At 59.3% G+C, this 15,566-nt stretch carries 13 protein-coding genes and 1 pseudogene; 7 read left to right on the forward strand and 7 right to left on the reverse strand.

What is annotated here, in order from left to right; translation table 11 throughout:
* Window positions 1-5: 5 nt before the first annotated feature.
* On the reverse strand, window positions 6-902 hold the full coding sequence (locus RHM58_RS01465; RefSeq protein ID WP_201206263.1) for a helix-turn-helix domain-containing protein: 897 nt from the start codon (window positions 900-902) through the stop codon (window positions 6-8).
* Window positions 903-1,091: 189 nt separating this feature from the next.
* On the opposite strand from RHM58_RS01465, the gene pobA reads away from it, so the two are divergent.
* Both pobA and RHM58_RS01475 read left to right on the forward strand, forming a co-directional pair.
* Window positions 1,092-2,276, forward strand: coding sequence for a 4-hydroxybenzoate 3-monooxygenase (gene pobA / locus RHM58_RS01470; protein ID WP_416195315.1), 1,185 nt, complete (start codon window positions 1,092-1,094; stop codon window positions 2,274-2,276).
* Window positions 2,277-2,356: 80 nt separating this feature from the next.
* Window positions 2,357-3,869: pseudogene (locus RHM58_RS01475) on the forward strand (MDR family MFS transporter).
* 134 nt (window positions 3,870-4,003) lie between these two features.
* Here the strand turns inward: RHM58_RS01475 and RHM58_RS01480 are convergent.
* The 4 genes from RHM58_RS01480 to RHM58_RS01495 all read right to left on the reverse strand — a co-directional run bounded on the left by RHM58_RS01480 (window position 4,004) and on the right by RHM58_RS01495 (window position 8,028).
* Window positions 4,004-4,852: a cache domain-containing protein gene (locus RHM58_RS01480; RefSeq protein ID WP_201206270.1), complete on the reverse strand. Its 849-nt coding sequence runs from the start codon at window positions 4,850-4,852 to the stop codon at window positions 4,004-4,006.
* Window positions 4,853-5,142: 290 nt separating this feature from the next.
* A complete protein-coding gene (locus RHM58_RS01485; RefSeq protein ID WP_322269500.1) occupies window positions 5,143-5,991 on the reverse strand; it encodes an ATPase in 849 nt (282 codons plus the stop codon).
* 96 nt (window positions 5,992-6,087) lie between these two features.
* Window positions 6,088-7,080 (reverse strand): NAD-dependent epimerase/dehydratase family protein, encoded by a 993-nt coding sequence (locus RHM58_RS01490; protein ID WP_201194176.1) that lies wholly within the window; start codon window positions 7,078-7,080, stop codon window positions 6,088-6,090.
* A gap of 54 nt (window positions 7,081-7,134) precedes the next feature.
* On the reverse strand, window positions 7,135-8,028 hold the full coding sequence (locus RHM58_RS01495) for a LysR family transcriptional regulator ArgP (RefSeq protein ID WP_201206274.1): 894 nt from the start codon (window positions 8,026-8,028) through the stop codon (window positions 7,135-7,137).
* Between the two features lie 96 nt (window positions 8,029-8,124).
* Here RHM58_RS01495 and RHM58_RS01500 point away from each other — a divergent pair, with 96 nt between their 5' ends.
* From RHM58_RS01500 to RHM58_RS01510, 3 genes are all read left to right on the forward strand, one after another.
* On the forward strand, window positions 8,125-8,526 hold the full coding sequence (locus RHM58_RS01500; protein ID WP_201206276.1) for an ACT domain-containing protein: 402 nt from the start codon (window positions 8,125-8,127) through the stop codon (window positions 8,524-8,526).
* Between the two features lie 6 nt (window positions 8,527-8,532).
* The gene (locus RHM58_RS01505) at window positions 8,533-9,135 is read left to right on the forward strand and encodes a LysE/ArgO family amino acid transporter (RefSeq protein WP_201206278.1); all 603 of its coding nucleotides are present in this window, start codon (window positions 8,533-8,535) and stop codon (window positions 9,133-9,135) included.
* Between the two features lie 176 nt (window positions 9,136-9,311).
* Window positions 9,312-9,908: a superoxide dismutase gene (locus RHM58_RS01510; RefSeq protein WP_201194184.1), complete on the forward strand. Its 597-nt coding sequence runs from the start codon at window positions 9,312-9,314 to the stop codon at window positions 9,906-9,908.
* Between the two features lie 172 nt (window positions 9,909-10,080).
* Here RHM58_RS01510 and RHM58_RS01515 read toward each other — a convergent pair whose 3' ends face one another.
* Window positions 10,081-10,338 (reverse strand): DUF6124 family protein, encoded by a 258-nt coding sequence (locus tag RHM58_RS01515; RefSeq protein ID WP_201256712.1) that lies wholly within the window; start codon window positions 10,336-10,338, stop codon window positions 10,081-10,083.
* Window positions 10,339-11,524: 1,186 nt separating this feature from the next.
* Here RHM58_RS01515 and RHM58_RS01520 point away from each other — a divergent pair.
* Complete coding sequence (locus RHM58_RS01520) at window positions 11,525-13,576, forward strand: putative bifunctional diguanylate cyclase/phosphodiesterase (RefSeq protein ID WP_201206279.1); 2,052 nt, start codon at window positions 11,525-11,527, stop codon at window positions 13,574-13,576.
* 230 nt (window positions 13,577-13,806) lie between these two features.
* Window positions 13,807-15,156: an imelysin family protein gene (locus RHM58_RS01525; protein WP_201256711.1), complete on the forward strand. Its 1,350-nt coding sequence runs from the start codon at window positions 13,807-13,809 to the stop codon at window positions 15,154-15,156.
* Window positions 15,157-15,203: 47 nt separating this feature from the next.
* Here RHM58_RS01525 and RHM58_RS01530 read toward each other — a convergent pair whose 3' ends face one another.
* Window positions 15,204-15,533, reverse strand: a complete 330-nt coding sequence (locus RHM58_RS01530) for a DUF190 domain-containing protein (RefSeq protein WP_201256710.1) — start codon at window positions 15,531-15,533, stop codon at window positions 15,204-15,206.
* Window positions 15,534-15,566 lie beyond the last annotated feature (33 nt).

Genomic DNA, 15,566 nt, shown 5'->3' on the forward strand with positions numbered 1-15,566 from the left:
GCGTGTCAGGCCTCGTTGTCCTGATCGGCCTTCAAGCGGTCGCGGAAGGCCTTGGGCGAGATCCCCACTCGTCGCCGAAACAGGCGCGTGAAGTTGGTTGGATCGGAAAAACCCAACACGTCGGACATTTCGTAAATGGTCATGCTGGTGTAAGTCAGCAAGCGCTTGGCTTCCAGCAACTGCCGTTCGTGCATGATCTGCAACGCCGGTTGCCCCGCCAGTTCACGGCAGGTGCCGTTGAGGTGGGACACGGAAATCCCCAACCGATGGGCCAGGTCCTCGACCTTGACGTGCTGGCGATAGGTCTCTTCCACCAGTTGAATAAACCCGTTGAGGTATTCCCGGGCGCGCTGCGGACGTTGACTGGCACTGCGGCGCTGGATCACCTGGCGGCTGACCCAGACCATGATCACGCTGACCAGCGAATGCATGAGCATTTCCCGAGCCGGTTGATGACCGGTGTATTCGCTTTGCAGCGCCGCAAACAGACTGTTGAGGTACTCGCTGTCCTTGCCAGCCGGGTAACTTTCGGCTTGCGCCAGGGCGTTCACCGAATTGCCCAGTTGCACCTGCAGATGGGCAACCAACGGCGCGGCCAACGTCACGACAAAACCTTCGACGTCTTCAGAAAAGCGATAACCGTGCACCGATAACGGCGGCAGGATCAGCATTGCCGGCTCGGTCAAATCAGTGCGTTTACCTTCGATTTCAAGCTCTGCCTGACCTTTGAAAACGAAGAGTAACTGGCACAAATCAGCATGGCGGTGGGGTTTGATTTCCCATTGATGTTCGCGGCTGCGTTTGGAAATGGTTTCACAGTGCAGCAAGTCGGGGGTCGGCCAGTCCAGGCTTTCACCGTAGAGCTTGAACACCGGAATCGAAGGCAGGTCAGGCTTGTTCATCACTTCAATCCAGGCCTCGGGGGTAGACGGGGCGATAATCGCACCGATTGGCAGAATGTACAGGTATCGGCTCAGTTTTCACCTTCAATTGACAGACTCGCAAGGGAAAAATGCAAGCACTCGATCCATAAAAATTATTCACCGGCCGTGGTCGCGTGAAGCTTGCGAGTCATAAAAACAATGAAAACGCTGAAAACCCAAATCGCCATCATCGGCGCCGGTCCGTCCGGTTTATTGCTTGGTCAGTTGCTGCACAACGCAGGCATCGACACTCTGATTCTCGAACGCCAAACGCCGGATTATGTGCTCGGCCGAATCCGCGCCGGCGTCCTTGAACAAGGCATGGTAGAGCTGTTGCGTCAGGCCGGTGTCGGTCAGCGCATGGACGCCGAAGGGCTGGTTCATGGCGGCTTTGATCTGGCCCTCGACGGCCGCCAGGTGCACATTGACCTGCACGCCCTGACCGGCGGCAAAACCGTGATGATCTACGGCCAGACCGAAGTCACCCGCGACCTGATGGCCGCTCGTCGGGACGCCGGGGCACAGACGATTTATGCGGCGAGCAACGTCGTCCCTCACGGCATGAAAACCGATGAAACCTTTGTCACGTTCGAAAAGGATGGCGAAACGTATCGCCTCGATTGCGACTACATCGCCGGGTGCGACGGCTTCCACGGCGTGGCCCGGCAATCGATTCCCGCCGAGAGCCTGAAGGTCTTTGAGCGGGTCTACCCGTTCGGCTGGCTGGGGATTTTGGCTGACACCCCGCCGGTCCACGAAGAGTTGGTCTACGCCCGCCACGAACGCGGGTTCGCTCTGTGTAGCATGCGTTCGGCGACCCGCACTCGCTATTACCTTCAGGTGCCGACCGAGGAACAGGTCGAGGATTGGTCCGATCAGCGTTTCTGGGATGAACTCAAATCCCGACTGCCACAGGCGTTGGCGGCAAAACTGGTCACCGGGCCATCCATCGAGAAAAGCATCGCGCCGCTGCGCAGCTTCGTGGTGGAACCGATGCAGTACGGGCGGATGTTCCTGGTCGGCGACGCGGCGCACATCGTCCCACCCACCGGCGCCAAGGGCCTGAACCTGGCGGCCAGCGACGTCAGCACATTGTTCAATATTCTGCTGAAGGTTTACCGCGACGGGCGCGTGGACTTGCTGGAGAAGTACTCCGAAATCTGCCTGCGCCGGGTCTGGAAAGCCGAGCGATTTTCCTGGTGGATGACCTCGATGCTGCACCGCTTTGACGAGCACGATGCATTCAGCCAACGCATCAGCGCCTCGGAACTGGACTACTTCGTCAACTCCGAAGCCGGGCGAAAAACCATTGCAGAAAATTACGTCGGGCTTCCATACGAGGCTATCGAATAGCCTGCTATCGACTTACACTGGCGAGCACTAACCCGCTCGCCTTGCCTCTTGCGGGAAAATCACTGCCCGCAGGTTTTATCGTGACCAATCTGAACCAGCCTGAAACGCCCAAACCGGCCATTCGCAGTGTGCTGATCGCCCTGATGCTGGCGATCTTTCTCGGCGCGCTGGACCAGACCATCGTGGCCGTGTCGATGCCGGCCATTTCCGCGCAGTTCAAAGATGTCAGCCTGCTGGCCTGGGTGATTGCCGGTTACATGGTGGCAATGACCGTGGCGGTGCCGATCTACGGCAAGCTCGGCGATCTGTACGGTCGACGCAAGTTGATGTTGTTCGGGATGGGGCTGTTCACCATTGCGTCGTTCTTTTGCGGCATGGCCCAAAGCATGGAGCAACTGGTGCTGGCGCGGATCCTTCAAGGTATCGGCGCCGGCGGGATGATTTCGGTTAGCCAGGCGATCATCGGCGACATCGTCCCGCCCCGGGAGCGCGGTCGTTATCAGGGTTACTTCAGCAGCATGTACGCAGTGGCCAGTGTCGCCGGGCCGGTGCTCGGCGGGTACATGACCGAGTACTTGTCGTGGCGCTGGGTGTTCCTGATCAACCTGCCGCTCGGGCTCGGCGCGTGGCTGGTGGCCAATCGCACACTGGTCGGGCTGCCAGTGCCGCAGCGCAAACCGATCATTGATTACCTCGGCACATTGCTGATGATCGTCGGCTTGACCGCGCTGCTGCTCGGCATCACTCAAGTCGGTCAGGGCCATTCGTGGCGCAGCGCCGAAGTGCTGGGCCTGCTCAGTTGACCGTGGTGGTGCTGGCGGTGTTCGTCGGCATGAGCGGCGGGCGCGGGAGCCGTTGCTGCCGATGCATTTGTTCGCCAACCGCAATGCGATCTTTTGCTGGTGCACGATTTTCTTCACCAGTTTCCAGGCCATTTCCTTGATCGTGCTGATGCCGCTGCGGTTCCAGAGCGTCACCGGTGCCGGGGCCGACAGCGCCGCGCTGCACCTTTTGCCACTGGCGATTGGCTTACCGATTGGCGCCTATTTCGCCGGACGCCGCACCTCGGTAACCGGGCGCTACAAACCGATGATCCTGAGCGGTGCGCTGCTGATGCCGATCTCGATTCTCGGCATGGCGTTCAGTGCGCCTCAAGACTTACTGATGAGCAGCCTGTTCATGTTGTTCAGCGGGATTGCCAGCGGCATGCAATTTCCGACCTCGTTGGTCGGCACACAGAACTCGGTCGAGCAACGGGACATTGGCGTGGCCACCAGTACCACGAACCTGTTTCGTTCGTTGGGTGGCGCGGTGGGTGTGGCGTTGATGTCGGCGCTGTTGCTGGCGTTGTTGCAGGACTCCAGTTTCGCTCACATCGCTGGATCAGCAATTGGCGAGGGCAGTTCGGGGAATGTCTTGCTCGATGGTTTGAACGCTGCACCGGGGGATGCGCAGAACGCCTTGCGGGCGGAGTTGCTGCTGACCTTCCGGCATTTGCTGATGGTCAGCGCGGCGGTGTCATTGCTGGGGCTGGCGGCGGCGATTGCGATGCCGAACAGGGTGTTGCGGGGGCGGGAAGATAAGGTCCGATAGATAGACCGAGGCGCGGCCTTCGCGAGCAAGCCCGCTCCCACAATTGATTTCTGTCGTACACAAAATCTGTGATCGCTGGAAATCCAATGTGGGAGCGGGCTTGCTCGCGAAAGCGGTCTATAAGTCACGACGATTCAAGGGCTGTAATACCCGACAGCCACCAGAAAATGCCCGACCTTCTTCAGGTACGCATGCTTGTCCTCGACCTTGCCGGTCACCGGGTTCTTCCAGCGATACTCGTACTCTCCCCGATCCTGCTTGCCCATAATTGCCAGAATCGGCTCGCCCACCGGTTTGCCTTCCGGGTCGTTGACCTTGCCGAAGTCGGTGTTGATCAGCCGCAGATTGGTGCCATGAGCCACGTAGCGCTGGTTATTCAGGTCAACCACAAAGACGTATAGATCGTCCTGCAAGTACCCGCCCTTGAGCGAGTTGATCGCCGTCAGCGTGCCCTTCTCGTCCTTGGTCAGGTCAGTTGCCGCTTTATCGAGCAAGGCCTGGGCTTGCTGCGCCGATGCGCGAGGCAGGTAGTAGCCGACCGCCAGGATCCGCTGACCAATGCGCTGATAGAACACGTGCTTGCGTTCGACCTTGCCGTCGGCCCAGTTCTGCCAGTGGTATTCGGCCTGTTGAATGCCGTTGCCCTCCGGCACGTTCAAGGCGTCTTTGAAGGCTTTCTGCAAATCCGGTGGCAGCGTCTGCGACACATCCCGGCCGATCAATGCCGAAGACGGCCCACCGCTGGCGAGCATGACGCCCTTGGTATCGACCACAAACACGTAACGGTCCTTGTCGACAAACTCGCCCTGACGGCTGAATGCAGCGAAGGCCTTGTCGCCATTGTCGTGGTAGTACGCCAGGGCTTTTTCGAGCAAGGCCCTGGCAGCCTGGCCCTCATCCTTTGGCGCCGTGGCCGCCTGAACCTGGCCCAGGCTCAGCAAAAGCATCCCGCCCAGCAAGGCTAACTTGTGCACAAACCCCATAACGCATCCCCCGTTCTTGTTGATGTTTCAAGAGCGTAGACGGGCTGGGGATATGTATGAATATTCAGAAAATCACTGCGTCACAGTGGTAAGACAGGCTTTTGTGGCGAGGGAGCTTGCTCCCGCTCGGCGGCGAAGCAGTCGTAAAACCTGAGAATGCGGTGTGCCTGACACAATGCAGGGGAGCGCTTCGCACTCCAGCGGGAGCAAGCTCCCTCGCCACAAAATCACCTCGCCACAGGCAAGCCTCCCATAACAAAGGCTCCTCGCCAGAGGTATGGTGTGCCGGACTACTGCGCCCGGGCGTTGATCTGCTGTTGCAGATTCTGGATCTGCGACTGAAGGGTATTGAGGTTGCGGGTGGTCTGGCCGCGGAACGCGTCGAACTCGGCGGTATTGGTCGCGCCTTGTGGGGCGGCCGGGCGGTTGTCCTGCTGGGCTTTGAGGATGACGATTTCCTGTTCCAGACGATCGATCGCAGTGCTCGGGTTGCCCTGTTTCTTCAGCGCAGCGATGTCGGCGTTGAGGCTTTTGAGCTCGGCGTCGACTTTGCTGGTGTCGGCAGGCGCGCTCTTCAGGGCGACCAATTCACCGCTCAAGGCTTTGACCTGAGCCTGCAACTGCGTGTTGGCCGCCTGTTGCTCGGTGGTTTGCGCGGTCATTTGCGCCAGGCGCTTGTCCAGTTCGCTGGTCTGACCGACCACACCTTGTTGTTGCTGACTCTGATCCTGGAGTTTGCTTTCCAACTGCTTGATCTGCAGTTTCAGCGCTTCGCTGTCGCTGTTGACGTTGGTCTGACTGGCCACGACCTTGCCGGAAATGTCCTGCAAGCGCCCCGCCGCTTCCTCACTGATCCGCGCGAAACTTTCCTGGGTCGCCACCAGTTGCTGCTCCATCAGCGAAATCTGCTGAAAACTCCACCAGGCCAGGCCCGCGAAGGCAAAGAACAAGGCGCCGACCAGTGCCCACAACGGGCCAGTGCTCGGGCCTTTGACTTTAACCGCCGCAGCGCTGCGCGCAGGTGCGGCGGTGCGATCACGAACGACCGGAATGGTCGGAAATTCATCGTGGTCGTGAACGTCGGCGCGCAGGCTTGGTACATCGTCGAAATCGTCGTTGGCATCGTTACGCATGGACATTGAGTCAACCTTTGTGGAACGCGGTGGTGGCTTGATGCGGCGAAGTATAACCCCCACTGCCGCACCGATTGACCCTGAACCCGGAACTCGGTTCAGTCAGCGAATGTCCTGGGCCTTCCACCAGCCGCAAAATTCATCGAGGGCCGCCCAGAGACTGACCTTCGGATCGTAGTCCAGATAATGCCGGGCGCGGCTGATGTCCAACGTGAAATTTTTGTTCATAACCTGCATGCCCAGACGCGACAGGGTCGGCTCGGGACGCCCAGGCCAGAGCTTGCACACGCCCTCATTGAGCGCCGCTACGCTGTAGGCCAAGCCGTAGGAACGGTAGCGAGTGACCTGTGGGACGTCCATTTTTCGCATCACGTAATTCACCACATCCCACAACGGCACCGGCGTACCGTTGCTGATGTTGTAGGCCTTGCCCAACGCCGAACCGCTGGCCAGCAAACTGCTGAGCAAGGCTTCGTTGAGGTTTTGCATGCTGGTGAAATCGACCTTGTTCAAGCCGTTGCCGACAATCGCCAGACGCCCCTTGCGCTGCATTTTCAGCAGGCGTGGGAAGATGCTCATGTCACCAGCCCCCGTGACGAAACGCGGGCGCAGGGCGATGGTTTCTAGACCGAACTCCTGGGCGCCAAAGACCTTTTGCTCGGCGAGGAACTTGGTCGCGGCATAGTGATGCTTGAAGCGTTTAGGCACCTGCTCTTCGGTCAGGCCCAGATGATCGCGGCCATCGAAGTAGATCGACGGCGACGACAAATGCACCAGCCGCCGGACCCGTTGCTTCAGGCAAGCCTCGACCACATTTTCAGTGACCTGGACATTGCCCTGGTGAAAGTCCTGATAGCGGCCCCACAAACCAACGGCGCCAGCGCAATGGACCACGGCTTCAACGTCCGAGCACAGGTCGCGCACCAGTTCCGGGTCGCTCAAGTCTCCCTGGATGAACTCGGCGCCACGGCGCACCAGGTGCTCGACGCCCTCGGCCCGGCGACCGTTGACCCGCACGTCCAGGCCCTGCTCCAGGGCGAAACGCGCAAAGCGTCCGCCAATGAAGCCGCTTGCGCCGGTGACCAGAATTTTCATGTAAAGCTCCGATGTCTATCGTTTTGCGTAATGCGTGAGTCTTGACGCTGCCCGTCAGTCCAACGGCACCAGCCATTGCTTCGACGAACTTACCAATTGGTCAGTCAGTAAACCCAGTAACTGACCGCCATTGCGCCAATGATGCCAGTACAACGGCACATCAATCGGCTTATCTGGCAATAGTTCCACTAAAACACCGCGTTCGAGTTGCTCGCGCACCTGCAATTCCGGCACCAGGCCCCAACCGAGCCCCGCCTCCGTAAGGCGGATAAAGCCTTCGGACGATGGGCATAAATGGTGTTCGAAACCGCCGTCCACGCCTAAGGACGCAAGGTAGCGATGCTGTAGGAAATCGTCCGGGCCAAACACCAGCGCCGGCGTGCGCGGCAACAACTCGGCACGCACACCGTCGGGGAAATGCCGGGCAACGAATGCCGGGCTGGCCAACGCCCGGTAACGCATGGCGCCCAACAGCACGCTCCGCGCCCCGGCCACCGGGCGTTCGCTGGCGCAAACACAGGCCGCCACTTCGCCGGCGCGCATGCGTTTGAGACCCACGGTCTGGTCTTCCACCACCAGATCCAACAGCAAATGTTGCTCGGCGCAAAAATCCCCGACGGCGTCGGCCCACCACGTAGCGAGGCTATCAGCGTTGAGGGCGATGCGCAGGCGTTCCGGCAGACCTTCTTCGTCCAGCGCCGGCACCAGCGTCTGCAAATCCCGCTCAAGCAAGCGCACCTGCTGCACATGGTTGAGCAAGCGCCGACCGATTTCGGTGGGCGCTGGCGGTGTGACACGCACCAACACCGGTTGGCCGACCCGCGCTTCCAGTAGTTTGATCCGCTGGGAGATCGCCGATTGCGACAAACCCAGCACCTGCGCGGCACGTTCGAATCCGGCCTGCTCGACCACGGCGGCCAAGGCAGAAAGCAATTTATAGTCGAACATCAGTTTTCCTAATGAGCGATCAGCACTATTGGTTTTTCTTATACAGCGTAGCGCCGGAGAATGGCCAGCAAGAACTTTTGAACAAGGAATACCGACATGGCTGGCGAAACTTCATTGGCAACCCTGCTGCGCAGCATGAGCCCGCACCTCAACGTCGGCGAATACGTGTTCTGCACCCTGCGCGACGGTTCGCTACCGGCAGGCCTGGAAATCGTCGGCAGCTTTCGCGAGCAGGAAGGCCTGACAGTGATTCTGGAACGTTCCCACGCCGAAAAGGCCGGTTTCAGCTTCGACTACGTCGCTGCGTGGATCACCTTGAACGTGCATTCGGCCCTGGAAGCCGTCGGCCTGACCGCCGCTTTTGCCACAGCGCTGGGCAAGGCCGGCATCAGTTGCAACGTAATCGCCGGCTACTACCACGATCATTTATTCGTCGGCCAGGCCGATGCCGATCGTGCCATGCACGTGCTGCGGGATCTGGCAGCCAACGCGGAGTAAAACCTTATGTGGCAAAGCTATGTAAACGGCCTGTTGGTCGCTGCGGGGCTGATCATGGCGATCGGCACCCAGAATGCGTTTGTGCTGGCCCAAAGTCTGCGCCGCGAACATCACCTGCCGGTTGCCGCACTCTGCGTGGCCTGCGATGCATTATTGGTCGCCGCCGGGGTCTTCGGCCTGGCGACGGTGCTGGCGCAAAACCCGACGCTGCTGGCGGTTGCCCGTTGGGGCGGTGCGGTGTTTCTGATTTGGTACGGCAGCCAGGCATTGCGCCGGGCCTGCTCGAAACAAAGCCTGCAACAAGGCGAAAACCAGACCGTACGCTCACTGCGGGCGGTGATGCTCAGTGCGCTGGCGGTGACGCTGCTCAACCCGCACGTTTATCTCGATACCGTGTTGCTGATCGGCTCTCTCGGCGCACAACAATCGGTGCCCGGCGCTTATGTCGTGGGGGCGGCGAGTGCGTCGTTGCTGTGGTTTTTCACTTTGGCGCTGGGCGCTGCATGGCTGGCACCGTGGCTGGCCCGGCCCAGCACCTGGAGGATTCTCGACCTGCTGGTGGCCGTCATGATGTTTACCGTAGCGATTCAACTAATCACCTCGGCCTGAATATTCTAAAAGGCTTTGGAACCTCTATCCCACACAGTTGTTGCGTGGTTATGCCGCACCCCCGGTGCTATGATCCGGTTCGATGCGCCGCAAAGAGTACAAACTCCCCGGCGCTTGTCTGGCCGCCCGTGATCGGCCTTGCGCTCACCGCAACTGACCTGATTAGGAGAATCATCATGGCTTTCGAATTGCCGCCGCTGCCTTACGCACACGATGCCCTGCAGCCGCACATTTCCAAGGAAACTCTGGAATACCACCACGACAAGCACCACAACACCTACGTCGTGAACCTGAACAACCTGGTGCCAGGCACCGAGTTCGAAGGCAAGACTCTGGAAGAAATCGTTAAATCTTCTTCGGGCGGTATCTTCAACAACGCCGCTCAGGTCTGGAACCACACCTTCTACTGGAACTGCCTGGCGCCAAACGCCGGCGGTCAACCTACCGGCGCACTGGCTGATGCCATCAACGCAGCCTTCGGTTCGTTCGACAAGTTCAAAGAAGAATTCAGCAAAACCTCCATCGGCACCTTCGGTTCCGGCTGGGGCTGGCTGGTGAAAAAGGCTGACGGTTCCCTGGCCCTGGCCAGCACCATCGGCGCCGGCAACCCGCTGACCAGCGGCGACACCCCGCTGCTGACCTGCGACGTCTGGGAACACGCTTACTACATCGACTACCGCAACGTTCGTCCGAAGTATGTCGAAGCGTTCTGGAACCTGGTCAACTGGAAATTCGTGGCTGAGCAGTTCGAAGGCAAAACCTTCACCGCTTAAGATCGATACCAGTCAAAAAAGCCCGGCTTAGGTCGGGTTTTTTTATGGGTGTTGGATATGTATTGCCTGGTAGGCCGCCTTCGCGAGCAAGCCCGCTCCCACATTGGAATGCGTTCCCCTGTGGGAGCGGGATTGCGCGAAGAACGATGACGCGGTCAACCTGACTGAATGCCTATTGCCGCGGATCGACAATATCCAACGCCCGATTCACGGCCAACTCCGCCAACATCACGATCTGCGCGATAGCCAGCGCCGTATTGCGTTGGGGACCTGTCAGGCCGGTGGCGAAATCACTGGCCAGGACACTCGCGGAGGCCAATGACTCACAGGCATTTGCCAGGAGCGATTCGATGTCCATGTTCGGGGAAATCATGAACATGGGATTCGGGGGATGGGGGTTGATGGGCGGATCGGGGATTAACTTATCCAATTACATTTCCTTTTGAGTTGGAGCCATCCACTCCCGATCTCACTCGAAGAAGAGGTGGCAGCTATGTGCAGGGTGAGATCACCGGCAAAAGGAACCCGGCCGGACCTAAGTCCGCCCGCACACAGCCGCCATAAAACAATTACTGACAGCCCGAAGCTGGCGGCAATTATGGGGGGCCTTGCGCTGGTTTCCAATTGCTAGCCGGGGATCTCACACCCGGTCGCTGATGTTCAGCGACAGCCAAAAGGTTATTGAGCCCGCTTCCGACAGGCAACCTGAAAACCTCGTGGGAAAGTTCTACCGACGTCCTACACAGTAAAAACCCCAGTAGGAGTGAGCCTGCTCGCGATAGCGGCAAGTCAGCCAGATTGAAATTGAATGCGCCAACGCCATCGCGAGCAGGCTCACTCCCACAATGAATTGATGTGTGACAGGAAGAAACAGGTCGACTGTCAGGCCGCCTTCGCGGGCAAGCCTCGCTCCTACAAAAGCAAAATCAAAAGCAGGAGCTGCGTACACCACCCGCTCTTCACCACTCATTAGGCCGAGCGTTAGCTCGCCTGCTCTTGATCTTGATCTTGCTCTACCCGCCCCTTCGGAAGGCTGAGTGGAGGTGTTCATCTGGGGGTCAGGCGCGTAGCGCCGTGCGGCGAAGCCGCACACATCGAGAGGAGGTCGAAGCGAAGCCGACCGTAGGCGATGCCCCCAGATGAATACCGGAACGAAGGCACGCCGAGCCTAAGCGAGGGGCCGGACGCCGGGGCGAGACCTTTTGGTTACTTTTGGGGCGTTTGCCAAAAGTGACCCGCTGTAAGAGCGGAACCATAAGAAGCCGTTACCGCAGCAACGGATATGTACCCAACCACCAAGAGCATGGTCGGCCCAAAGGCCGCCAAGCCCAACCCAGTCAAATCGCAATTTCCTACGATGAAACAAGCCAAGAGCCCCTTGCCCCAGAGCCACAGCCGACTAACATCAACCCAAAGGAAAAATACTCCCAATCCCCCTCAAGTTGCAGCCCAAAACTACCGACACAGTACAAATAGGACAAATACTCAAAACAACAGCATATTAGCCAAGCTACAGGCAAAATCCCCTGAGCTGAATTGTCCCTTTGACTGCCACCACGGGATTGCCAATACTCATGGCAACTTGATGCTACCCGCACGGAACAAGGAATAACCCTTTGAAGCTGGAACTCAAGAACAGCTTGTCGGTGAAGTTGCTCCGGGTCGTGCTCCTGTCGGCATTGATCGTCGGCGTAGTCTTGAGCTGCGCGCAGATCGTTTTCGATGCCTATAAAACACGTCAGGCCGTAGCCGGCGACGCCCAACGCATCCTCGACATGTTCCGCGACCCCTCGACCCAGGCCGTCTACAGCCTGGACCGGGAGATGGGCATGCAGGTAATCGAAGGCCTGTTCCAGGACGACGCCGTGCGCCAAGCCTCCATCGGCCATCCCAACGAAGCCATGCTCGCGCAAAAATCCCGCGAACTGCAGCACTCCAACAGCCGCTGGCTGACCGACCTGATCCTCGGCCAGGAACGCACCTTCACCACCCAACTGGTGGGTCGTGGCCCCTACAGCGAGTATTACGGCGACCTGAGCATCACCCTCGACACCGCCACCTATGGCCAGGGTTTCATCGTCAGCTCGGTGATCATCTTTATTTCCGGGGTGCTGCGCGCGCTCGCCATGGGCCTGGTGCTGTATCTGGTTTACCACTGGCTGCTGACCAAACCGCTGTCGCGAATCATCGAGCACCTCACCGAGATCAACCCCGACCGCCCCAGCGCACACAAGATCCCGCAGCTCAAGGGCCACGAAAAAAACGAACTGGGCATCTGGATCAACACCGCCAACCAGTTGCTCGAGTCCATTGAGCGCAACACCCATCTGCGCCATGAAGCGGAAAACAGCCTGCTGCGCATGGCCCAGTACGACTTCCTCACCGGTCTGCCGAACCGCCAGCAATTGCAGCAGCAACTGGACAAAATCCTCGTGGACGCCGGCAAATTGCAGCGTCGGGTTGCCGTACTGGTCGTAGGACTGGACGACTTCAAAGGCATCAACGAACAATTCAGCTACCAGACCGGCGACCAACTGCTGCTGGCCCTGGCCGATCGCTTGCGCGCCCACAGCGGTCGCCTCGGCGCCCTCGCCCGCCTGGGCGGCGACCAGTTTGCGCTGGTCCAGGCCGACATCGAACAACCCTACGAAGCGGCCGAGCTGGCCCAAAGCATTCTCGATGACCTGGAAGCGGCGTTTGCCCTCGACCATCAGGAAATCCGCCTGCGCGCCACCATCGGCATCACCCTGTTCCCCGAGGACGGTGACAGTACCGAGAAGCTGCTGCAAAAAGCCGAGCAGACCATGACCCTGGCCAAGACTCGCTCGCGCAACCGCTATCAGTTCTATATCGCCAGCGTCGACAGCGAAATGCGCCGCCGCCGCGAACTGGAAAAAGACCTGCGCGACGCCCTCGCCCGCGATCAGTTCTACCTCGTCTACCAGCCGCAGATCAGCTATCGCGACCACCGAGTGGTCGGCGTCGAAGCGTTGATTCGCTGGCAACACCCTGAGCACGGGCTCGTACCGCCCGACCTGTTCATCCCGCTGGCCGAACAGAACGGCACCATTATCGCCATCGGCGAATGGGTGCTGGATCAAGCCTGCAAGCAACTACGCGAGTGGCACGACCAGGGGTTTGTCGACCTGCGCATGGCGGTGAACCTGTCCACCGTGCAACTGCACCACGCCGAGTTGCCGCGGGTGGTCAATAACCTGCTGCAGATGTACCGCCTGCCACCGCGCAGCCTGGAACTGGAAGTCACCGAAACCGGCCTGATGGAAGACATCAGCACCGCCGCCCAGCATTTGCTGAGCCTGCGCCGCTCCGGTGCCTTGATCGCCATCGACGACTTCGGCACCGGCTACTCGTCACTCAGCTATCTGAAAAGCCTGCCGCTGGACAAGATCAAGATCGACAAGAGCTTTGTGCAGGACCTGCTCGATGACGACGACGATGCAACCATCGTTCGGGCGATCATCCAGTTGGGCAAGAGCCTTGGCATGCAGGTGATTGCCGAAGGCGTGGAAACCGCCGAGCAAGAGGCCTACATCATTTCCGAAGGCTGCCACGAAGGTCAGGGTTACCACTACAGCAAACCGCTGCCGGCAAGGGAGTTGAGCGCTTACTTAAAGCAGGCCCAGCGCAGTAACGCGGTCATTCTTTGAATTCTTAGTCATTGCCAAAAGATCGCAGCCTTCTGCAGCTCCTACATGGATCGCATTCCCAGTAGGAGCTGCCGAAGGCTGCGATCTTTTGATCTACAGCACCGCCGCCATCTGAATAAGAAATATTTCCAAGCGCTACCCTTTACACATAATGCGAAAGATTTGCATCATGTCGCAGTTTTGCGCGCCCACAGCGCCATTCCACCCTCTATCGAAGCAGGATGTTCGCCATGATTCGTATGCCTCTGGCTACCGCCAGTCTGTTGGCCATCGCTATTTCCCTCGCCGGTTGCGGCGAAGGCAAAGACAAGGCCGCCGCGTCGCAAGCGCCGACCCCGGCCGCCAGCACCGCCGCTGCCCCAGCTACTACGCCAGCCGCTGCCGGTAAAGTCGACGAAGCCGCCGCCAAAGCCGTGGTCGCGCATTACGCCGACATGGTCTTCGCTGTTTACAGCGATGCCGAATCTACTGCGAAAACCCTGCAAACCGCCGTTGACGCTTTCCTCGCCAAACCGAACGCCGAGACCCTGAAAGCCGCCAGAACTGCCTGGATCGCCGCTCGCGTTCCTTACCTGCAGAGCGAAGTGTTCCGCTTCGGCAACACCATCATCGACGACTGGGAAGGTCAGGTGAACTCCTGGCCACTGGACGAAGGCCTGATCGACTACGTCGACAAGTCCTACGAACACGCACTGGGTAACCCGGGCGCCACCGCCAACATCATCGCCAACACCGAAATTCAGGTCGGCGAAGACAAGGTCGACGTCAAAGACATCACCCCGGAAAAACTCGCCAGCCTGAACGAGCTGGGCGGTTCCGAAGCTAACGTTGCCACCGGCTACCACGCCATTGAATTCCTGCTGTGGGGCCAGGACCTGAACGGCACCGGCCCTGGCGCTGGCAACCGTCCTGCTTCCGATTACCTGGAAGGCGCCGGCGCAACCGGCGGTCACAACGATCGTCGCCGCGCTTACCTGAAAGCCGTGACCCAACTGCTGGTCAGCGACCTGGAAGAAATGGTCGGTAACTGGAAGCCGAACGTGGCCGACAACTACCGCTCCACCCTGGAAGCCGAACCTGCCGAAACCGGCCTGCGCAAAATGCTGTTCGGCATGGGTAGCCTGTCCCTGGGCGAACTGGCGGGCGAGCGCATGAAGGTTTCCCTGGAAGCCAACTCCCCGGAAGACGAACAGGACTGCTTCAGCGACAACACCCACAACTCGCACTTCTACGATGCCAAAGGCATTCGTAACGTGTACCTGGGCGAATACACCCGCGTCGACGGCACCAAAATGACCGGCGCCAGCCTGTCGTCTCTGGTGGCCAAGGCCGACCCGGCTGCCGACAACGCACTGAAAGCCGACCTGGCTGCCACCGAAGCCAAGATCCAGGTCATGGTCGATCACGCCAACAAGGGTGAGCACTACGACCAGTTGATCGCTGCCGGCAACACCGCAGGCAACCAGATCGTACGTGACGCCATAGCGTCGCTGGTCAAGCAGACCGGTTCGATCGAACAAGCCGCTGGCAAACTGGGCATCAGCGACCTGAACCCGGACAACGCTGATCACGAGTTCTGATCAACGTTGGCTGAATAAAAGGCGACCTTCGGGTCGCCTTTTTCATTTCAGGGCTGACTGGCTTTTTGGCCCACCGTGCCGAACTCGATCGGCGCCTTTATGTAGAACAGGGAAATGTCTTCAGCTTCCAGGCGCAGGAACAGGCGAACCGACTCCTCCTCGGTAATCGCCAGGCGAATTTCCATGGGCTGATCAGCCAATTCGAACAGATGCGAGGAGTGCAACCGACCGGTATGCCCAAAGCCTTCGATGCCGGTGGTCAGCGTCGCACCGCGCAACCCCAGCTCCTTGGCCAGATCGACCACCCACTCGCCCAGCATCTTGCCGTGGTGACGACGATTCTGTTGGGTAAAGAAAATCACCAGAAAACCATTCACGATTGATCTCCCGCCAGCACACACCCCTTTATT

Source organism: Pseudomonas sp. 10S4 (assembly GCF_034344865.1).
Lineage (GTDB): Bacteria > Pseudomonadota > Gammaproteobacteria > Pseudomonadales > Pseudomonadaceae > Aquipseudomonas.